General features: G+C 58.6%; 19 protein-coding genes. 2 read left to right on the forward strand and 17 right to left on the reverse strand.

Annotation, left to right across the window (positions count from 1 at the left end):
• Window positions 1-5 precede the first annotated feature (5 nt).
• Window positions 6-1,322 (reverse strand): PTS cellobiose transporter subunit IIC, encoded by a 1,317-nt coding sequence (gene celB, locus ACW14G_RS01470; RefSeq protein ID WP_163446574.1) that lies wholly within the window; start codon window positions 1,320-1,322, stop codon window positions 6-8.
• Window positions 1,323-1,488: 166 nt separating this feature from the next.
• Here celB and ACW14G_RS01475 point away from each other — a divergent pair, with 166 nt between their 5' ends.
• Window positions 1,489-2,346 (forward strand): helix-turn-helix transcriptional regulator, encoded by an 858-nt coding sequence (locus ACW14G_RS01475; RefSeq protein ID WP_223803108.1) that lies wholly within the window; start codon window positions 1,489-1,491, stop codon window positions 2,344-2,346.
• Window positions 2,347-2,352: 6 nt separating this feature from the next.
• Here the strand turns inward: ACW14G_RS01475 and arsC are convergent, their stop codons facing one another.
• Window positions 2,353-2,712 carry an arsenate reductase (glutaredoxin) gene (gene arsC, locus ACW14G_RS01480; RefSeq protein ID WP_163446576.1) on the reverse strand — a complete coding sequence of 120 codons (360 nt, stop codon included), beginning with the start codon at window positions 2,710-2,712 and terminating at the stop codon, window positions 2,353-2,355.
• 11 nt (window positions 2,713-2,723) lie between these two features.
• Entirely contained in the window at window positions 2,724-4,187 is a 1,464-nt protein-coding gene (gene bepA / locus ACW14G_RS01485; RefSeq protein WP_249022911.1) for a beta-barrel assembly-enhancing protease, read from the reverse strand.
• Between the two features lie 216 nt (window positions 4,188-4,403).
• Here bepA and ACW14G_RS01490 point away from each other — a divergent pair, with 216 nt between their 5' ends.
• Window positions 4,404-5,507 carry an AI-2E family transporter gene (locus ACW14G_RS01490; protein WP_163446578.1) on the forward strand — a complete coding sequence of 368 codons (1,104 nt, stop codon included), beginning with the start codon at window positions 4,404-4,406 and terminating at the stop codon, window positions 5,505-5,507.
• Window positions 5,508-5,512: 5 nt separating this feature from the next.
• Here the strand turns inward: ACW14G_RS01490 and ACW14G_RS01495 are convergent, their stop codons facing one another.
• From ACW14G_RS01495 to ACW14G_RS01560, 14 genes are all read right to left on the reverse strand, one after another.
• Window positions 5,513-6,328: a formate/nitrite transporter family protein gene (locus tag ACW14G_RS01495; protein ID WP_249022912.1), complete on the reverse strand. Its 816-nt coding sequence runs from the start codon at window positions 6,326-6,328 to the stop codon at window positions 5,513-5,515.
• A gap of 18 nt (window positions 6,329-6,346) precedes the next feature.
• The gene (locus ACW14G_RS01500; protein ID WP_249022913.1) at window positions 6,347-8,359 is read right to left on the reverse strand and encodes a sigma-54-dependent Fis family transcriptional regulator; all 2,013 of its coding nucleotides are present in this window, start codon (window positions 8,357-8,359) and stop codon (window positions 6,347-6,349) included.
• 115 nt (window positions 8,360-8,474) lie between these two features.
• Window positions 8,475-8,888, reverse strand: a complete 414-nt coding sequence (locus ACW14G_RS01505; RefSeq protein ID WP_249022914.1) for a formate hydrogenlyase maturation HycH family protein — start codon at window positions 8,886-8,888, stop codon at window positions 8,475-8,477.
• Complete coding sequence (locus tag ACW14G_RS01510) at window positions 8,881-9,645, reverse strand: NADH-quinone oxidoreductase subunit B family protein (protein WP_249022915.1); 765 nt, start codon at window positions 9,643-9,645, stop codon at window positions 8,881-8,883. The genes ACW14G_RS01505 and ACW14G_RS01510 overlap by 8 nt, the downstream gene beginning before the upstream one ends.
• Window positions 9,642-10,190: a hydrogenase 4 subunit H gene (gene hyfH, locus ACW14G_RS01515; RefSeq protein ID WP_163446583.1), complete on the reverse strand. Its 549-nt coding sequence runs from the start codon at window positions 10,188-10,190 to the stop codon at window positions 9,642-9,644. Before hyfH ends, ACW14G_RS01510 begins: the two co-directional genes overlap by 4 nt.
• Before the next feature lie 11 nt (window positions 10,191-10,201).
• Window positions 10,202-11,920 carry a hydrogenase large subunit gene (locus ACW14G_RS01520; protein WP_249023294.1) on the reverse strand — a complete coding sequence of 573 codons (1,719 nt, stop codon included), beginning with the start codon at window positions 11,918-11,920 and terminating at the stop codon, window positions 10,202-10,204.
• Window positions 11,907-13,499 carry a hydrogenase 4 subunit F gene (locus ACW14G_RS01525; protein ID WP_432760022.1) on the reverse strand — a complete coding sequence of 531 codons (1,593 nt, stop codon included), beginning with the start codon at window positions 13,497-13,499 and terminating at the stop codon, window positions 11,907-11,909. The genes ACW14G_RS01520 and ACW14G_RS01525 overlap by 14 nt, the downstream gene beginning before the upstream one ends.
• Before the next feature lie 3 nt (window positions 13,500-13,502).
• Window positions 13,503-14,153, reverse strand: coding sequence for a hydrogenase 4 membrane subunit (hyfE, locus tag ACW14G_RS01530; protein WP_249022916.1), 651 nt, complete (start codon window positions 14,151-14,153; stop codon window positions 13,503-13,505).
• 11 nt (window positions 14,154-14,164) lie between these two features.
• Window positions 14,165-15,604 carry a hydrogenase 4 subunit D gene (locus ACW14G_RS01535; RefSeq protein ID WP_249022917.1) on the reverse strand — a complete coding sequence of 480 codons (1,440 nt, stop codon included), beginning with the start codon at window positions 15,602-15,604 and terminating at the stop codon, window positions 14,165-14,167.
• A 16-nt stretch (window positions 15,605-15,620) separates the two neighbouring features.
• Window positions 15,621-16,568 carry a respiratory chain complex I subunit 1 family protein gene (locus ACW14G_RS01540; RefSeq protein WP_249022918.1) on the reverse strand — a complete coding sequence of 316 codons (948 nt, stop codon included), beginning with the start codon at window positions 16,566-16,568 and terminating at the stop codon, window positions 15,621-15,623.
• Window positions 16,569-16,578: 10 nt separating this feature from the next.
• Window positions 16,579-18,600, reverse strand: coding sequence for a hydrogenase 4 subunit B (gene hyfB / locus ACW14G_RS01545; RefSeq protein WP_249022919.1), 2,022 nt, complete (start codon window positions 18,598-18,600; stop codon window positions 16,579-16,581).
• Window positions 18,600-19,202, reverse strand: a complete 603-nt coding sequence (locus tag ACW14G_RS01550; RefSeq protein WP_249022920.1) for a 4Fe-4S dicluster domain-containing protein — start codon at window positions 19,200-19,202, stop codon at window positions 18,600-18,602. The genes hyfB and ACW14G_RS01550 overlap by 1 nt, the downstream gene beginning before the upstream one ends.
• 239 nt (window positions 19,203-19,441) lie before the next feature.
• On the reverse strand, window positions 19,442-19,912 hold the full coding sequence (bcp, locus tag ACW14G_RS01555) for a thioredoxin-dependent thiol peroxidase (protein ID WP_064543632.1): 471 nt from the start codon (window positions 19,910-19,912) through the stop codon (window positions 19,442-19,444).
• Entirely contained in the window at window positions 19,912-20,484 is a 573-nt protein-coding gene (locus tag ACW14G_RS01560; RefSeq protein WP_065355889.1) for a glycine cleavage system transcriptional repressor, read from the reverse strand. Before ACW14G_RS01560 ends, bcp begins: the two co-directional genes overlap by 1 nt.
• Window positions 20,485-20,580: the final 96 nt, after the last annotated feature.

Below are 20,580 nucleotides of genomic sequence, written 5' to 3' on the forward strand. Positions count from 1 at the left end.
CTTTGCTACTCCTGTTTTGCTAGCGTGCCGGATTCCTCAACGGCACTGATTTCCGCATTGCGGTACTGCTTGTCGACGATGCGCATAAACGGCAGGTACAGCATCGCGCCAATCAGCAGGTTAATAATTTGCATCACGCTGCCGGAAATATGCCCGGTGACGATAAATCCGCTGATGACCGGCGGCAGCGTCCACGGGATAAACACCCCGGTAGTGACCGCAACCGCACCGATTTTCATCGCCAGATACTGGATGGTCACCAGCACCAGAGGCACCAGGTTGAACGGAATCAGCATGATTGGGTTCATGATCACCGGCAGGCCAAACAGCACCGGTTCATTGATATTAAAGATGGAAGCCCCCGCGCCCAGACGCGCCACTTCGCGCATGTTTTTACTGCGGGCGAAAATCAGCATTGCGATGACCAGCGACAGCGTGGCTCCGGCGCCACCCATCCAGATCATGTCGAAGAACTGTTCGGTAATAATATGCGGCGGCGTGACGCCCGCCTGAATGGCGGCGATGTTGTCGGTCTGGTTTTCCATCCACAGCGGACGGATGATGCCGTTGACCATGGAACCGGAGTTAATCCCCACCGACCACAGAATCGTGATGCTGAATACCGTCATCAGCGCGCCAAAGTAGGAGGTGCCGAAATGACGAACCGGGGTGGCGACGACGTCGTAAATAAATTGGTGAATGGTGTTGTAGTGGGTGTTTTCAAAACCGATGCGGATAGCCAGCACCAGAATCATCACCACCAGCGCGGGGATCAGCGCGGCAAATGATTCCTGCACCGCGGGCGGTACACCTTCCGGCATTTTGATCACCAGCTTTTTGCGCTTCAGCCAGCAGAACAGCTCCGTCCATAGCAGAGAGCCAATCATGGCGACGAACAGCCCTTTGGTACCAATCCATTCTACCGGCATCACGGTAATGCCGCCGTTCTCGGCGACCTTAATAAACGGTGTCAGGATCAGGAAGCACACCAGCGCGAGGATGCCGCTGGAGATTTTGTCATCGCCGTAGTGCTCTGCCAGACGGTAGGCAACGAGGAAGCTAATAAACAGCGACATGGTGGAGAAGACCGCGTTAAACGGAATCTCGATAATGGCGCTCCAGCTGGCGCCAAAAGTGCTGGACATAAACTGCTGATAGCTCTGATTCGGGAACGACGAGATAACCAGCAGGATAGAGCCGACGATAATGAACGGCATAAAGGAAACATATGCGCCGCGGATGGCGCCGAGATGACGTTGCTGTGCGGTTTTCGCCGCAATCGGCATCAATTTCTCTTCTAAAAATCCCAGAACATTGTTCATTGTGAACTCCGTATAAGATTAACGGACATTGTGTGTGTTATGTAATAGAAAACGACGAGGGGATTATCGGAGAAAGGTGGGGGCAGAAAGGTGAATCGGGTCACAATGCATCGACTTAACCCATATAAATCTCATATGATTAGTTACTTATTTTTTAAGGAATGCCATGGAAATTAAGCTGCACGCTAATGCGACGACGACGCCTCGTATCCGCAAATATCTCCAGGAATCGAATAAAAGTGACCGTGAACTGGCAGTTGAGCTGGGTATTTCCGTGACGACGGTTCGCCGTTGGCGTAATCGCGAGCAGACGGCAGATCGAAGTACGACGCCAAAGGTTGTACACAAAGCGATGAGACAAGAACAGATTGTATTGATTAACGCCCTGCGTGAAATTCTTAGCGCGCCGTTGGACGATCTGCTGTTTATCGTGGTGGAAGGTTTAGGCATTCCGCTATCACGGGCGACGCTTAGCCGTTATCTGGCGCCATCTTATTCGAAAACGGCTGAACAGGCGCTACAGGGTAAGAAGGCGCTCAAGGCGGGAATGCGGCCGCAGACGCTAACGCTGCACTACCGCGCGTTGTCGCTGCATATGGATGATGATGGCGATCATCACCTGCTGTGGGCGCAGGAGCCGGTGAGCGGTTGGTGCACGGCGCGGATCTATTCGGGGATGTCGTCGCCACTGGTGATTCACTGGCTGGATGAGGTGCTGGCGCAGTTCCCGGGTGATATCCAATCTGTTGAGATTAAAAGTGACGAGTGGCTGAATGATGCATATATCGCCACGCTGCGCCAGCATCTGGCTGAGCGAGGAATAAACGCCAGCGTCATGCCCTCGGGCGAAAAACGGCAGGCGGTCACGGTAACCTCACCACTGGCAGAGATTATTCCAGCGGCAAGCATCTACACGCCGGATGAGCTGGCGTGCAGGCTGTGTGGGTTATTTAACGGCGGGAAACAACAGAAAAAGCTGGGGAATATGACGCCGCAGGCTTTTCTGGAAGCGCTGCGGCCTTAAGGCGAATTAGCCCACAATCTCCAACACCTGCTCCGGCGGGCGGCCAATGCGCGCCTGGCCATTTTTGACGACGATAGGGCGCTCAATCAGCTTCGGGTTCTCAACCATCGCCTGGATAAGCTGCTCTTCGCTAAGCTGGCTATCGGCGAGGTTCAGCGTTTTATAGAGATCTTCTTTCTGCCGCATCAACTCGCGGGCGCTACTGAGGCCAAGCATCTTAATCAGCTTAGCCAGGGTTGCGGCGTCTGGCGGCGTGTCGAGGTAAAGCACGACGTTAGGGTCAATGCCGTTATCTTTCAGCAGGCTCAAGGTCTCGCGGCTCTTTGAGCAGCGCGGGTTGTGGTAAATCGTGACCGAATCCGTCATCGTCTCTCCTGTTACATTTTCTGATAAGGGCGGAAGCGTTCCTGCAGCTCTCGCAGCTGGTCGATGCGCGCATCGTAGCGCGCCTGCTGCAGGCTGCGTAATTTCACCTGCGCGCTGGCGGCGCTCAGCAGGGAAATTGCCTGGTCAAGCCGGCCGACCAGCGCCATATTTTCGGCGCGCGCGGCCAGCTCCTGGTCGCGGTTACCGAGCTTCGCTTCCGCCTGGGCCAGCAGATCCCAGCCGTTGGTATCACCTTTGTTATTAAAGGTGTAGCGGTTAAGAATGGTGGCCGCTTCGCCAGCTTGCCCACCCTCTAACAGTGCGTTAGCCAGGTTAAGCTGGAGGACCGGGTTAGTGCGCAGTTCGCGGGCATTTTTCAGCCGGCTAATTGCCTCGTTGGTTTTGTTCTGGCCAAGGTCGATATCGGTGGCCAGATCCAGGAACCAGGCGTTTTGACCGTCGGCGCTCAGCAGCGGCTGGAGCAGCTTGCTGGCTTCGGCGTAATTTTTGGCTTCCATGGCCAGCAGCGCGCGGCCGTACTGGGCGGCGTGCTGTTCGCGCACGTTGCCTTTCGACCAACTGTCGAGCAGGTCGCTGCCGAGCTGGTTTTGCCCGTTGTTATACATGCCAAGCGTACGCGCTTTAGCAAAGTAGAAGTCGGCGGAAGACTGCACCACCACCGGACGCATCTGGTTGGCGCGGTTACGCGCATCGGACAGACGGCTCTCGGGTAAGGGGTGGGTTAACAGCATTTCCGGCGGACGTGAGGAGTAGCGTGACTGATCGAGCAGCTTCTCCATAAATGCAGGCATGGCCTGCGGGTCGAAGCCGGCGCGCTGAAGGACCTGAATACCGATGCGGTCAGCTTCTTCTTCGTTCTGGCGGGTAAAGCTGATCATGCCCTGTTGGGTACCGGCTAAGGTACCGCTCAGCGCCGCCATCCCGGCTTGCGGGCTGGCCATTGCCAACAGAATAGAACCGAGTGCGCCGACCCACGTCAGCGGAGCATTGCGTTTTTGATCTTCCATCGCGCGCGCCAGGTGGCGTTGGGTGACGTGGGAGATTTCGTGCGCCATGACCGACGCCAGTTGGCTTTCGTTATCTGAGTAGCGGAACAGCGCCGAGTGCAGCACCACATTGCCGCCGAAGAAGGCGAAGGCGTTAATGTCGTCGTTATTGATCAGATAAAAATGGAACGGGGTGCGCACGGAAAAAGCGTGCGAGACCAGCCGCATACCCAGTGAGTTAATGTACTGCACCAGCAGCGGATCGTTAATCAGCGGCGCGCTTCCGCGCAGTTGTCGAACATAGTAATCCCCCATCTGCATCTCCTGACCAATGGAGAGCGTGCTTCCTGCGGATGTACCCATATCCGGCAGATTATCCGTTGTGTCCGCGAAGGCGGGGGCAATCTGGCCGAAAGCGAGCGTCGCAATAAGGGATGCCAACAGCGTTTTTTTCAACTGCCTGAACATAACCTCTGTCCTGTAATGTGGGATGTGCCTGTTTTGACCAACAGCATAATGTTACGTTCCATTATGGGCTACTTTGGCAGTGTATCTATCTGATCACGGGTTGAAAACGATAATCACCAGATTGCAGGGATAAAAATAAAAAGCGGAGTCTTTTTTGTGACACTTAGATACAATTCATGTTCTGTATGAACGCGATAGGCTTCAGGGAATAGATTTATGCTCGAGATGTTGATGCAATGGTACCGCCGCCGGTTCAGCGACCCGGAGGCCATCGCGCTGCTGGTCATCCTGGTGGCCGGGTTTTGCATTCTGTTTTTCTTCAGTGGCCTGCTGGCGCCGCTGCTGGTTGCACTAGTGCTGGCTTACCTGCTGGAATGGCCGACGGTTCGCCTGGAGCGCCTGGGCTGGTCGCGCACCTGGGCGACCAGCGTGGTGCTGGTGCTGTTTGTCGGCATCCTGCTGCTGATGTCCTTCGTGGTGATGCCGATTGCCTGGCAGCAGGGGATTTACCTCATTCGCGATATGCCAGGCATGCTCAACAAACTCTCTGATTTTGCCGCCACCCTGCCGCGTCGCTATCCGGCATTGATGGATGCCGGGATTATCGACGCCATGGCCGAAAACATGCGCACCCGCATGCTGACCATGGGCGACTCGGTGGTGAAATACTCGGTTGCCTCACTGGTGGGGCTGCTGACGCTGGCGGTCTATCTGGTGCTGGTGCCGCTGATGGTCTTCTTCCTGGTCAAAGACAAGGAGCAGATGCTCAACGCCGTGCGTCGCGTGCTGCCGCGCAACCGCGGGCTGGCGGGGCAGGTGTGGAAAGAGATGAACCAGCAGATCACCAACTACATTCGCGGCAAGGTGCTGGAGATGATCGTCGTCGGCGTCGCCACGTGGCTCGGGTTCCTGATGTTTGGCCTTAATTACTCGCTGCTGCTGGCGGTGCTGGTGGGCGTGTCGGTACTGATTCCGTATATCGGCGCATTTGTGGTGACCATTCCGGTCGTCTGCGTGGCGCTGTTCCAGTTTGGCCTCGGCACCGAGTTCTGGAGCCTGTTTGCGGTCTACCTGATTATTCAGGGGCTGGACGGCAACCTGCTGGTGCCGGTGCTGTTCTCTGAGGCGGTGAACCTGCATCCGCTGGTGATCATTCTCTCGGTGGTGATTTTTGGCGGCCTGTGGGGATTCTGGGGCGTGTTCTTCGCCATTCCGCTGGCCACGTTGATTAAAGCGGTCGTGCACGCCTGGCCGGATGGGCTGGTGGCGGATGACGACGCCGACGGTCTGAGTACCAACAAAGCCGACGAGCAGCGCTGATACGGTTACGCATGATGTCGCTGCAGGCGAACCAGCGCCAGCAGCAGCAACCCGCCGCCGATCAGATTACCCAACACCAGCGGGAGGAGATTCCCGGCCAGTAAATAGCCAACGCTGAGCGCGTTATCGCTGCCGCTCAGCAACCCGAAACGGGCGGGAGCAGAAGACTGAACGGCGATGGCCAGCGGTAGCAGAAACAGGCTAACCATACCGTGTGCCGCGCCGCTGGCGGAAAACAGGCTCATCGGCAGCAGCATCGCGAGAATTTTATCCGTCAACGAATGGAAAGCGTGGCTGATTGTCACGGCAAAGCATAAGAGTAAATTGCCGACCATCCCGAGCCCAAGGTTGGTGATAAACGTGTCGCCCGGATGATGCGCCGATATTTGCAGTACCCGCAACCCCCAGCGGCCGTCGCCGCCCGTGCATAGACCGGAAAACCACATGAGCGCGGCCAAAAAGAGTACGCCTCCCGTATTTCCGGCGCAGACAATCAGGCCGCTGCAGAGCGCTTCGCGTGGGCTAATATAGCCACCCGCGGCTGCGGCGGTCGTGGCGAGCATGGATGGAAACAGTTCAGCGCCGCCCAGTACGACCGGAATCAAACTCAGCGTGAAGCACAGGCCGCTGGCCAGTACGCTGACCAGCGTGTTGGGCTGCTGGCTGAGGGAAACGTAGAACGCGGCGGCGATGGCGATAAAAATACCGGCGCTGGCGGCCAGCACAAAGCGCTGCGCCGGGCTCTGTTCCACCCGTGCCATTCCGGCGCGGCTGGCGACGGCCAGTAGCGAATGCGGGAGGTCATGACGGCGACTTTTCATGGTGGGCTTCCTGCCTGTCTATAAGACATCGCGTGGTGAGATACCTAAACGCTGCATGCGCGAGAGCAGCGTGGTGCGCTTCATCCCCAGCCTGTTCGCCGCTCCTCGCGGCCCGGCGACAATGCCGTTGCTTTCCCGTAGCGCCTGCACAATAACGCGTCGCTCTTCGTCGTCGTTTTCCGGCGGCCCGGGATGCAGCATTTGCTGTACCGGGTTGACCGCGGGCGGTTCGACGTTCTTAAACGTTGGCAACAGACGCGTTGATTGCTGAGTCAGGTGCAGGTTCAGGGTGGTGTCGCGCGTCAGTAAGACGGCGCGCTCAATCACGTTCTCCAGCTCCCGCACGTTGCCGGGCCAGTCATAGGAGACCAGCTGTTCGAGCGTCTGTGGCGAAATATTGTCGATGGTGCGGTTCATGCGCAGGGCGAGCTTGCGGGTAAAATATTTTGCCAGCAGCGGAATATCTTCCGGGCGCTCGCGCAGCGGCGGAAGCTCAAGAGGAAAGACGTTCAGACGATAGAAGAGGTCGTCGCGGAACTCGCGGTTATCGACCATCTGGCGGAGGTCGCGGTTGGTGGCGGCAATCACTCTGACATTAACGTTGATGGTGCGGCTGCCGCCCAACCGCTCAATCTCTCGTTCCTGCAGCACCCGCAGCAGCTTAGGCTGTAGCTCCAGCGGCAAATCGCCGATTTCATCCAGAAACAGCGTCCCGCCGTCGGCGATTTCAAACCGCCCCTTGTGGGTGTTGATGGCGCCGGTAAACGCCCCTTTATCGTAGCCGAAAAGCTCGCTCTCCAGCAGGCTGGCGGGAATTGCCGCGCAGTTAATTTTGATCAGCGGTTTATCGTGACGGTTGCTGAGCTGATGTACCGCTCTGGCGATAATCTCTTTTCCCGTCCCGGTTTCGCCGCAAATCAGCACCGTACTGTCGCTTTGCGCGACGATATCGACCTGCTGCAACAGGTCGTGCATCGCCTGGCTCTGGTAAATAATATCGCCTACGCCCATGCTCGACAGCAGCTGCGCGCTCAGCTGGCTGTTCTCTTGCTTGAGGCTCTCTTTCAGCGCGGTCATGCTGCTCCAGGCATCGGCGTTATCGACTGCGATAGCGATGCGATCGGCAATCTGCTGTAGCAACGCGCCATTTTCGCGTTCAAACGGCGTCGTCGAGGCATGGGCGAGCAGCAGCACGCCCGGCGTGTGGTTGCCGAAGGTGAGTGGCAGCACCAGAATGTTGCTCAGGCCGCGGTGAGCCGCTTCGTAAAGTAACGGATCGTTTTGCCAGCACTTGCTGTCATCCTGCTGATACAGCTGCGGTTGGTTCTGCGTCATTGCCTGAGTGAGGACCGGGCTCATCTCCTGCAAAATATAGTGCTGGCTTCTCGGCCCCTCTTCGCAGAACTCGGTATAGTGAACGCTGTGCTTTCCGGGCCTGCCGTTGTCACGCAGAATGATCCCGATGGCGCTGATGCCAAAATAGTGGTGAATCTCTCGCGCCACATCGCTCACCAGCTCCTCCATCTCCAGATGCGAGAGCACCGAGTTGGTGATATCGACCAGAATCTGGTGGTGGTCGCGCTCCTGAGCCAGCGTTTGCAGGCTGGCGCGCAGTATCTCCTGCTGCAGAAAATTTTCCAGCACCGGCCTTGCCAGCCGCGCCAGCCATGAAAAGAGTTGTGTATCCTGCGGCGTATACCGGCCGCCGTCGCTGCGAATAAAGCGCAGCTCCGCCATCAGCGCGTTGCTGAGTAAAATCATATGAATCGAGCTGTCGCTACACTCTCCCTGCCAGCCGCGGCTGCTGCAGGCCACGCTGCCATCATCAAAGCAGCGGTAATAAAAGCCGCTATCAATAAAATGCAGCTCGATAAGCTGAACCCGATTGAACGGCGGGGGCAAAGGAATAAACGCCCGCAGCAGCGAGGCTTTGTCGCTCTGCTGGCGGAGATGTTGTAGTACCGTATTCACTGATTCTTTTAATGACATACCCGGAAGCGGGGCGATATTAGCCTCGTCGAACTGAGTCATCCGCAATCCTTTTTACTGGTAGCGTGTGGCGCAAGGGGCGCGTCGCGGCTAAAAAATGAGCTTATAATAACCATGCTAACTATATTGTTATCTGTTTCACGTCTATGGCCTCGTGTCAGGCAATATGTCTGGCCAGCAGATAAATAGCGGGCTCATAGGCAATGTCGTCGAGCAGTGAAAGCATGTCTTTGCTGAATGCCTGCTGCGCGGAAGAGGTATCGTCAGCCAGCGGGGCCAGCGCGTGCCGCAGCAGCGAGAGGTGGCTGGCGTCGATAATGATTTCACCGAACGTCAATACGCCCAGCATTTTGCGCTGTGCCTGTTCGTCTGCCAGCTGCTGCGCCCATTTGCGGTATTCGACCAGCGGGCAGCGTAGCGCCACCCGCAGGCAGTCAATGATGCCGACGTGATGGCCGATCGCCAGCGAGTAGTACATCACCTGACGATGCTGCTCCGGTAGCGTGGTGCTGCTGTCGATAAACTTTTGCCGTAGCGTCCAGAAGACGATTTCGCCTTTTTCTTCAACCACGCTGTGCCTCCAGAATGCGCAAAAGCTGATGGACGATATCATTTAAGCGCGGATCGTCAGCCTGCTGCAGCCAGTTGTCGACCAGCTTGCCGGAGGGATCTTCGCGTAGCGTATTAAACAGTCCGTTGCAGATTTCCGTTCCTTGACGATAGCCCGCCAGCCGCCGGGCTTCACGTTCGATGGCAATGCGCAGGGCGCTGGCGATCGACGGCTGGCGCAGCTGCGCCGGTTCAGCCGCGTTAACGCACTCCTCGGCGTGGATCTTCTGCTGCAACAGCCCCAGCGCGACGGCGAAACCGTGGATAGTGGCCGCAGGCGTTGGCGGGCAGCCGGGGATCCAGACATCTATGGGTACGATGGTGTCGCTGCCGCCCCACACGCAGTAGAGATCGTGAAAGATACCGCCGCTGATCCCGCACGCGCCGTAGGAAATACAGATTTTGCGATCGGGCGCAGCATGATAGGCGCGTAATGCCGGCATCCGCATCGCACTGGTCACGGCGCCGGTGAACAGCAGGATATCCGCATGACGCGGAGAGGCGACGACCTTAATCCCGAAGCGTTCGGCGTCGAACAGCGGCGTAATGGCGGAAAAAATCTCAATCTCGCAGCCGTTGCAGCCGCCGCAGTCCACCCGGTAAACGTAGGCGGAGCGACGGATATCCTTGAGCAGCAGGCGCTTCATCGCCTGCGTCTGCTCGTCAATAATCAGGGGCAGGCTGGTATGATGCGGGTGTACAACCTGTGGCGTATTCATCGTTGCTCCTTATTCGAAAAGGAGAGTGTGAGCCCATCGCAGCCGGCGAGGGCCGCACGTTGCTTGCACTGGGGGCAAACCGCCGCCTGCTGACGCAGCAGCGACAGGTTGGCGGCATCTTTTTGCTGCTGTACCAGCAGCGCAACCGCCAGCGCGATGGATTTTTCCACCGTGAAAGGCCGTTGGCATACGCGACAGCGCTGTAGCGTAAAGCGTGCGCGGGTGTAGAGATCGTCTTTACGCAGCACCGTGAGTTCGAAGTTTTCCGACAGTCGGATGGCGTGCGTCGGGCAGACTTCCTCGCAGCGTCCGCAGTAAATGCAGCGTCCCAGATACAGCTGCCAGGTGCGGGTATCGCTTTGGGTGTCGGTTTCCATCGTCAGGGCATTGGCCGGGCAGGCGGTGACGCAGGCGGCGCAGGCGATACACTGCTGCGCATTCAGCTCTGGTTTCCCGCGAAAGCCGGGGCACACCTCCAGCGGGGCAAAGGGATATTTCACCGTTGCTTCGCCGGCGCCTACGATGGTTTTGAGTAATTTCAGCATCTATTCGGTCCTTACTTCAGCGGTGAGTGGCGACGTTCCCGCCCGTAGCGCTCAAGATCTTTGTACGGCACGGTTGTCTGCCTGCGCTTGTGCACATCGACCAGCGTGACGCGATCGGTGCAGGAGTAGCAGGGGTCGAGGCTGCCGATAATCAGCGGTGCGTCGGAGACCGTGTTGCCGCGCAGCATGTAACGCAGTACCGGCCAGTTGGCGTAGGTAGCGGCACGGCAGCGCCAGCGGAAGAGCTTCTGGTTATCGCCAAGCATGCTCCAGTGCACGTCTTCGCCGCGCGGCGCCTCAACGTAGCCAAGGGCAAAGGCGTGCGGTCGATAGCTGAATCCTTCGGTTAATAGCGGCGTATTGGGCAGGTTGTCGAGGGCAAACTCCAGCATCATCAGCGAATCGAAGGTTTCTTTTACCCTGACCATGACGCGGGCAAAAACGTCGCCGCTGTCCATGCTGAACAGGGTTTTCGGCAGGTTGCCGTAGTTGGCGTAAGGGTGATCGAAGCGCAAATCCCGCGCGAAGCCACTGCCGCGGATCAGCGGCCCGACCGGGCTGTAGTCGCGCGCTATCTGGCGGTCGAGGATACCGACGCCCTGGGTACGCTGCGCCATATTGGGCGTCGCCAGCAGGATCTCGACCAGATCGGACACTTCAGCGCGCATTTCCCGCACCAGTTTCAGCGTTTGCAGACGCTGCTCTTTGAGAATATCCCGGCGTACGCCGCCAATCAGGTTCAGACCGTAGGTTTTACGCGAGCCGGTGAGCAGTTCGGCCATGGTCATCGACTTTTCTCGTACGCGGAAAAACTGCATAAAGCCGGTATCAAAGCCGACAAAGTGGCAGGAGAGGCCAAGATTCAATAGATGGCTGTGCAGGCGTTCAACCTCCAGCAGCACTGAGCGGATAGCGTGCGCCCGAGGCGGCACGATAATCCCCAGCGCGTTTTCCACCGAACTGGCGTAAGCGACGCTGTGGGCGAAACCGCAGATGCCGCAGACGCGATCGGATAAAAACGTCACTTCGTTGTAGCCCATGCGCGTTTCCGCCAGCTTCTCCATGCCGCGATGGACGTAGAACAGGCGATAGTCGGCATCGACAATCCGCTCGCCGTCGACGAACAGACGGAAGTGTCCTGGTTCATCGGAGGTTATGTGCAGCGGGCCAATGGGAATAATACGCGCGTCGCGGTCGCCATCGTTCACAAAGGGATAGCTTTCCGCATCGTCAGTGGTCTGCGGGCGCAGACGGTAGTCCATGGCGTCTTTCCGCAGTGGATGCATATCTTCCGGCCAGTCGTCCGGCAGCACCAGGCGGCGTTGGTCCGGCAGACCGACCGGGATCAGCCCGTACATATCGCGGATCTCGCGCTCGCCCCAGACGGCGGCGGGAACGCGCGGCGTGACCGAGGGAAATTCGCGGCTGGTCGCGTCCACCAGCGCTTTCACCACCACCCAGCACTTCTCTTCCCCCTCCATCGACAGGGCGTAATAAACCGCATAGTGACCGTTCAGCTCACGCTCATCGTTGCCGAACAGCACCGGCAGCCAGCCGTCGTGCTGATAGTAGAGAAAGTGGACGACCTCTGGCAGCAGGTGGGTTTTTACCATGATGGTCAGCTGGTTGTGGGTCTGCCGCGCCGCCTCCAGCACCGCGCCGGGAAACTGCTGCTTGACCGCCGCAAGGTAAGCCTCGCCTCGCGGCGCCGAGTCATTAACGCTGTCCAGATAGTTCACTTTTACTCTCCGATGCAGATGCGGTAGTTGCGGGAAAAAGGGATTGCCAGTGGCTAAAAGAAATGGGTTTGTCTGCCGACCCCGACAGGACGATGGCCGAGGCGTTCTCCAGCATGCGAGCAACCGGCTGTGGGATGCAGGTGCCCATGAGCAGCATCATGAAAAGCAGCAGCACCATTGGTGCGGTGGTCTGCCAGCCTAATTCGCCCCGGCTCACCGCCTCGGGCGGGCGAGCAAACAGCAGGCGGGCGATCATGCGAATCAGCCCGGCCAGCACCAGCGTCAGCAACAGGAGCAGCACAATGGTCAGTGCCACGTGGCCGCGAGCCAGCCCGGCGGTAACGGTCATAAATTCGCTGAGGAAAATGTTGAACGGCGGCATCCCGCCCAGCCCGAGCGCGCCGCCGGCCAGCAAGACGGCGCTGAGCGGCATAATTCTCAGCATCCCGCACACCACGTCGAGGTTGCGGGTGCCATACTTCAGCAGCACGTTACCCGAGCCGCAGAACAGCAGCGTTTTCGCCAGGCTGTGGTTGAGGGTGTGCAGCAGTGCCGCCAGCACGCCGAGCGGCCCGCCGATCCCCAGCGCCACCACGATAAGCCCCATGTTTTCCACGCTGGAATAGGCCAGCAGTCGCTTCATATCCTGCTGGACGAGGATAAACAGCGCGGCAACCGCCACCGACAGCAGGCCGAAGATCAGCAGCAGCCTGGCGGGAAGGCCGCTGTCGACCGCGTGGCTAATCAGGATGTAGTAGCGAATCAGCACCAGCAGCGCGCAGTTCAGCAGCACCGCCGACAGTAGGGCGCTGACCGGGCTTGGCGCCTCGCTGTGGGCATCCGGCAGCCAGGCGTGCATCGGGAAGAGGCCGGTTTTGGTGCCAAAACCGATCAGGATAAAGACAAAGGCCAGCAGCATCAGCGTGGGGTCGAGGCTGGCGGCATGTTTCAGCACTTCCGTCCACAGAATCGACTGTTCCGGGGCCGGCATGATGCTGACGGCGTTGGCATATACCAGCACGGTACCGAACAGGCCAAAGGCGACGCCGACGGTACAAATAATGATGTATTTCCACGCCGCCTCCAGCGATGAACGCTGGCCGTAAATGCCCACCAGAAACGCTGAACTCAGGGTGGTCGCCTCAATGGCCGCCCACATCACGATCAGGTTATTGCTGGTGACGACCAGCAGCATGGTAAACAGGAACAGGTGAAAAAAGCCGTAGTAGTGGCAGAGAGTGGCTGGCGAAATCTCGCCGTGTTCCACTTCATGACGCATATAGCCGATGGAGTACAGGCCGGTCAGAAAGCCGATAATGCCGAGGATGGCGAGAAACAGGCCGCTCAGACTATCAATATGCAGCCAGCGCAAAGGGGAGAATATCTCTCCTTCGTCGAGCGCGGTGGCGACCGTTAGCAGCGACACCGCCAGCAGCAGCGTGATGCCTGAGGTATGCAGCAGGGTGACGGCCCGATGTTGCCCGTCGCCGAGCCAGCGGCAGGCGAAGCAGAGCAGTGAAATAACCAGCGGCGTCAACAGCAGCGAGGTGAGCATGACAGAGTGACTCATTTGTTATCCCTTCAGCGCAGTCAGGTCGTTGGCGTCCAGCGTGCCGTGAGTGCGCCCTATTTTTCTTGCCAGCACCACCATCACCACGACGGCGAAAATGGCATCGGTCGCAATACCGATTTCCACCAGCTCAGGTGCGCGCCAGGCGAGCAGCGCCAGCACCAGATGCGAGCCGTTTTCCATCAGGCAGTAGCCAAAAATCTGCCGCAGGATGTTGCGCTGGCTGATGATGCACAGCAGCCCCAGCAGAAAATGCCCCAGCGCCACCGCCAGCGCCGGTTTTAGCGCGGCGGCCATTGGCAGGCGAACAGGCTGCACGACAAAAGCGCACAGTAAAACGATCAGCGCTGCCAGCAGCGCCATCGTCACCGGGCTGAAAAGCGTCTGTTCAGCGCGTACGGGCGCCATTTTTCGCAATGCATAGCCCATAATCAGCGGCACCAGCACCACCTTGGTAAGCAGGGCGCTGAAGGCCCACATCATCAACTGCTCGGCGGCGAAGACCTGCGACAGGGTGAAAAAGAGGGTTACCAGCACCAGCGATTGCACGGCGTATAGCGCGCAGGAGAGGTGATAGGGTTTCGCGCAGATCACCAGCAGCGAGGTCAACATCATTAGCCCGGCCAGATTGTTGGTTAGCCATATTCCGGTCATTTTTCACCTCCTTATTGAAGCCAGCTGGCGGCGATGACGCTGGAAACCAGCGACATCACGATTAAGACAAGCAGCACCAGGCGCATCGACAGCGGCAGGGGCGCGGCGTGAACGACCTCTTCGCTCGCTTTGCCCGGCACCACCCGACCAAACCAGTAGATCAGCCAGCCGAAGCTGGCCACGGATTCGATCAGCGCCAGCACCATGATGGGCAGCAGCAGCCAGTGCTGGCTGGAGAGGGCAAAACCGGCGGCGAAGAGCGGGTATTTGCTAAAGAAACCGTTGAATGGCGGCACGCCGCTTATCGCCAGCGCCGCCACGCAGAAGCCGACGCCAACCAACGGCAGAGTGGTGAGCACCCCGCGCAGCCGAGGCAGCAGCCGTGTGCCGCAGCTGTAGCTCAGCGCGCCTGCGACGAGGAAAAACAGACTTTTGGCGAAGGCGTGGTTGACGATGTAGGCGATGCCGCCGCTGAACGCGAGGGGGGAGCCGAAAACGGAGAGCGATAGCGCCAGAAAAATGTAGGCCAGCTGGGTGATTGTTGACCAGGCCAGCAGCCGCTTCATATCCTGCTGTGGTAGATACATCAGGAAGCCGTAAATCATCGTGACCAGCGCCATAATGACGCCAACCCAGCCGATCGCCGTCGGCACGTTACCGCCGTCGAGAATGGCGCGGGCGAAAATGTAGACGCCCACTTTAACCATCGACGCGGCATGCAGATAGGCGCTGACCGGCGTCGGCGCTTCCATTGCATCCGGCAGCCACGCCTGGAGCGGCAGTTGGGCTGATTTTCCCCACGCGGCGAACAGAATACCGCCATAGACCAGATAGCGGGCGTCGCCCTGTAGCTGGCTCATGGCGCTGAGCGCAAAGGTGCCGGTTTGTAAAAACAGCGTGGCGGCGGCAAGGTACAGCCCCAGAGAAGCAAGATGGGTAATCAGCAGCGCCTTTAGCGCCGAACGCTGCGCCTTCTCGCTTTGGTAGTAGCTAATCAACGCCCATGAACAGCCGCCGGTGATTTCAAAAAACAGCAGCTGGCCGAGGATTGTGGCCGAGAGCACCAGCCCGGACATCGCGCCGATAAAGATCAGCAGAAAGGCGTAATAGCGATTGCCGCCATCGTGCGGATGCTCGCGGTTTTGCGCGGTGAGGTAGCCGGTGGAGTACAGCGCGACCAGCAGACCGAGGAACACGACGACGAACAGAATCAGCGTGCTGACGCGATCGATAACGAAACCGAACAGCGCGGTATCGCCAATGCTGGCGAGGGGAATTAGCGTGGCCGTTTTGCCGCTGCAATAAAACGCGGCGTTGAGCGCCAGCATCGCGAGGGTCGCTAACCCGGCAAACAGCGTGCCCAGCCTGGCTGCCTGCTTCTGCGGGGCCAACGACACGACCAGCGCGCCGATAAACGGCAGTAGCAGCGTCGTTAAAGCAAGATTTTCCATAGTGTAACGGTGCTCCTTACAGACCGGTTAGCCAGAAAACATACGACAGGGCGGCCAGGCTAAAACCGAGCCAGGTCAGATGGTGGGTCAGCAAAAAGCGGCCGCGGGCAAGGGCGTTTTCCACCACCGAGGCCAGCGCAAACAGCACCAGCACCTTCAGCAGCGTCACGACCAGCGACAGCAACAGGCTGCCGACGCTGAGCGTGACGGCGCTGCCGAAGGGGAAAAAGAGGGCGATAAATAACGAGGCCATCACCACCTGTTTGAGCCCCAGCCCCCACTTCACCAGCGCCAGCCCGGCGCCGGAGTATTCTGTCAGCGGCCCTTCCTGTAGCTCCTGCTCCGCTTCCGCGACGTCAAAGGGGATTTTGCCCATTTCGATAAAGCAGGCGAACCCACAGGCCAGTAGCGCCAGCAGCGTTGCGACAGGCGAAACCCAGCCGTTTGCCAGCGCGTTGCTGATGATGGCGATATGGGTTGAGCCCGCGATCAGCGCCAGCACCAGAAGGGCAAGGATGAGCACCGGTTCGACCAGCACGCCCAGCGTTAACTCGCGGCTGGCGCCGAGTCCGGCAAACGGGCTGCCGGTGTCCAGCCCTGAGAGGGCGAAGAAAAAGCGAAATAGCGCCAGCAGGTAAATCAGGGTGATCAGGTCGCCGCCGCCGGTGAACAGCGAGGCGCGGACAAAAAGCGGCAACGTCGTCGCCACTACCAGCATGCTGCTGAGCAGCACCCAGGGCATCAGGCGGAACATCAGCCCGGAAGAGGCGGGGGCAACCTCCTGACGTTTCAGCAGCTTGCTGATATCCCGGTAGTCCTGCCAGATGCCGGGCCCCTGACGGGAGTGCATTCGGGCGCGAATCTGGCGCGAGACGCCGGTGAAAAAAGGCGTGAGCGCCAACAGTATCACCGCCTGAATCAGCGCCATAAGCAGCAGGCATCCGGTGGAAAGAGTGTGGGTCATCGTCATATCCTCAGACGCCAATGGTCAGTAGCAGGATCAGCAGCGCGGCGATCACATACAGGCAATAGAGTCGGAAATCGCCGCTTTGAAGATGCTGAACGATCAGCGCCAGCCGCTGCGTCAGACCAACGGTCGGGCGAATAATGCGCTCGTCCCAGAACGGCTCGGCGCGCCGTGCCGCTGACGTTGCGTGCGCCAGTCCGCGAGACATCGTCGGGGCCGGATCGCAGCGTTGACGCAGTTGATAAAGCGTGGAGAACATCACCCGCAACGGCTGGGTAACGCTGCTGGCTGAGGGCGCCATCGCGCTCTCCCAGCCGTAGCCGCAGGCCCACGCATCGCCGCCGCGACGAAACGTGCCCCGGCTCGGGCGGTTTATCAGCCAGAACACGCCGGGAATGAGGGGCAGTGCGATAAGTAGCAGAAGAATGAGCGAAGGCGTCAGCAGGGTATCGTGCAAGCCGCCGGGTATCAGCGCGGCGCCCTGCGCGGCGGGCGGCGTGGCTGTCGCAATAAGCGAGGCGACAATCTGCATTATCTGGGGGGCAATCCAGACCGCGCCGACGCCGCTGAGGACGCAAAGCGCGGCCAATATCAACATGGCGGCGACCATCGGCCACGGAACTTCGCGCGCCCGTTCCGCCGCTTCGCTACGCGCTGCGCCGCAGAAGCTGATGCCATAGACGTTGACGAAGCACATGGCCGCCAGCGCGCCGGCCAGCGCCAGCGTGACGATAGCGACAGGTCCGGCAAGGCGCAGCGCCACATCGCTGAAATGGGTCATGGCGAACAGCGATTGATAGATATACCACTCGCTGACAAAACCGTTCAGCGGCGGCATCGCGGAGACCGCCAGGCAGCCGATGGCGAATGCTCCCGCGGTCCACGGCATTCGCTTCGCCAGTGCGCCCATCTGGTCCATATCGCGAGTGTGCATCCGCCAGATAATCGCCCCGGCGCCGAGGAACAGCAGTCCTTTAAACAGCGCGTGGTTGAGCACATGAAAGAGCGCGCTCAGCAGGCCAACGGCGGCAAGTACCGGCTGATGCAGCGCCAGGCCGATCAGGCCGACGCCGACGCCGAGCAGGATAATGCCGACATTTTCCACCGTACTCCACGCCAGCAGGCGTTTTATGTCGCGCTCGGCCAGCGCGTACAGTACGCCAATAACCGCCGATATGGCGCCGACAGCCAGCACCAGTACCCCCCACCACAGCAAAATACCGCTATGGGACAGCAGGTCGATCGCCACTTTCAGCATGCCGAAAATACCGATTTTCACCATCACGCCGGACATCAATGCCGATGCGTGCGAGGGCGCTGCCGGGTGTGCGCGCGGCAGCCAGCTGTGCAGCGGCAGCATTCCCGCCTTGGCGCCAAAACCGAGAAAGGCCAGCAAGAACACCGCGGAAGAGAGCGCCGGGGAGAGCGTCAGCGGGCGGAAGCTACTGAAATTGAGACTGCCGCTTTCTCGCCAGAGCAGGAAAAAGGCGATCATGATCAGGACGGAACCGGCGTGGGCGATAAAAAAGTAGAGCATCCCGGCGTGCAGCGACTCGTCGTTTTGCTCGGCGATGACTAAAAACCATGAGGCCAGGGACATCATTTCGAACAGCACGATAAACCAGAACGCATTGTCCATGACCAGCAGGCCGACCATTGAAGCGATAAACAGGTTCATAAAGAACCCCATCGCCGCCGCCCCCTTTCCGAGGTATTCACGCATATAGGCCAGCGAATAGAGTGCGCAGACGCTGACCAGCAGCGAGATAACCAGCACCATAAACGCGCTGAGGCTGTCCATCCGCACGCTCAGGTCGGCGAATGCAAACGGGGTTGATACGCGCCAGAAAAGGGTGGCGCCGTCATTGAGCTGGCTAACGGCGCTGGCGCTGCCCGCCAGGCCGCCCAACAGGGCCGCGATGCCCGCGGCCTTGATGGCCAGCGCTTCTCGGCTGGAAAGCAGCAATGAGGCCAGGCCGCCTGCCACGTACAGCGTCAGGGAACATAACAGGAGTTGTAGGGCATCCATTAACGTTGATCCTGGAGAGGGGAAAGGGAGGGGAGCGACTCTGCCGCGAGCCGCTGCTGTTGTTTCGCCCGCTGCTGTAACGACGCTTCGGTGACAAGGTGCAGCGCCTGAGTGGCGCAGGCCTGTACGCAGGCCGGACCGGCGGGCAGGAAATAGCAAAGATCGCACTTCACGGCGACGGCTTTGATACCGACATCCCAGCGCAGCAGAGGATGAAGCTCGGGCGCGCTTTCTACCGTATTGTGCAGCGGCGTAGCAGGCTGATGCTGGAAGTGGGCTGGGGTACTTACCGGCTGGCTGCCGGAGGGCGTAATCGCGCCAAACGGGCAGACCAGCGCGCAAAGTTTGCAGCCGATGCACAGGCTCTCGTTGAGCTGCACGGCGCTATCAACGACGCTGATAGCGCTCACCGGGCAGACATGCTGGCAGGGCGCGTCTTCGCAGTGGCGACAGAGAATGGGCGCGGTCTGCGTGGCGGTACGCGCCAGGGCAAGCCGCGGATGCTGTTGTAGCCCCTGCGTTTTATGCGCGTCTGCGCAGGCGGCAAGACAGGTATTGCACCCGATGCACCATTGCGGGTCGGCAATCACAAAGCGATTCATGACATTTCCTTGAGACAAAAGCGGAATCTGCATCGCCTAATGCATAAGTAATGCCAATCTTTAAAGTTGTTTTAAATCAATGATATATGTGTTTTTCTCGCCTGAATCCGAACAAAAGTGATGATGTCGGGAGAAAGAGGGCGGCGAAGATTCGGCACTAGTGTCGGAAGGGAAAATGCGATGTGAGCTTGCTCACAAAAAGAAGGCGCCGGAGAACCGGCGCCGTGAGGCGGTGGCGATCAGGCGTTAGCCTGTAGCCAGCCCAGTACCACGTCATGGTGGTTGCTGGTCTTGAAATCATCGAAGACGTGTTCAATTTTACCGTCGGCGTCAATCAGGAAACTGATGCGGTGAATGCCGTCATAGGTTTTCCCCATGAAGGTTTTCTCACCCCAGATGCCAAATTGTTCACAGACCTGGTGATCTTCATCGGAAAGCAGGGTGAAGTTCAGCAGCTCTTTTTCAGAGAAGCGGGAGAGTTTTTCCGGTTTATCGGTGCTGATACCCAGAACCTCAACGCCAGCTTTTTTCAGCTCGTCCATATTATCGCGAAGGCCGCATGCCTGCACGGTGCAGCCAGGGGTCATCGCTTTCGGGTAAAAATAGACCAGAACACGTTGTCCCTGGAAGTCGGTCAAATTTACTTGCTCGCCGTCTTGATCGGGCAAACTAAATTTCGGTGCGATATCACCGGCTTTCAGTGGGTTCATTACTCAGCTCCATCCTGTTCATCATGCTGTGAATAATTAATCACGTTTATACTGCCTTGCGCTTTCAATTCTGTACATAGGGCTTTGAACGCTTGCTCAATATTTGATGCATTTTGCGTAGCCGGGCTGTGGGCGGTAATTTGAATAAACAACTGCGCCGCCCCTTCATCGGAGCCCGGTTGGGTACGCGACACCAGCTCGGCAATGTTCATCTCCCAGCTGTCGAACAGGGCAGTAAAACGCTCGATAATATGCGGTGAATCAGGAACTTCCACCTGTACCCACACGGTAGCCGGCATTGCCGGACGCGGGCTGGCGGTGGTACGTTTCATGACGATCAGCAGGTCCAGCTCCGCACCTTTCAGCGGTAAGGTGGACTCAATCAGCGTAATCGCATTCCATGTTCCGGACAGCAGCATAATAAAAGTGAATTCATCTCCCAGCATCGCCAACCGACTGTCTTCGATATTACAGCCGCAGCTGCTCACGTGACGAGTGATCGTATTGACAATGCCAGGGCGATCCGCGCCCAGGGCTGTTATGACCAGATAGTGTTGTAATGAGGCTGTCAAACCTGTTCTTCCTTTAAAAAGGTGCGGTATACCCTAGGAAAGCATAAAAAAAACCGGCATACAACATTCTGAAGGGCCTCAGTCTCTTGCTTTTAT

Source organism: Kluyvera sp., assembly GCF_965301105.1.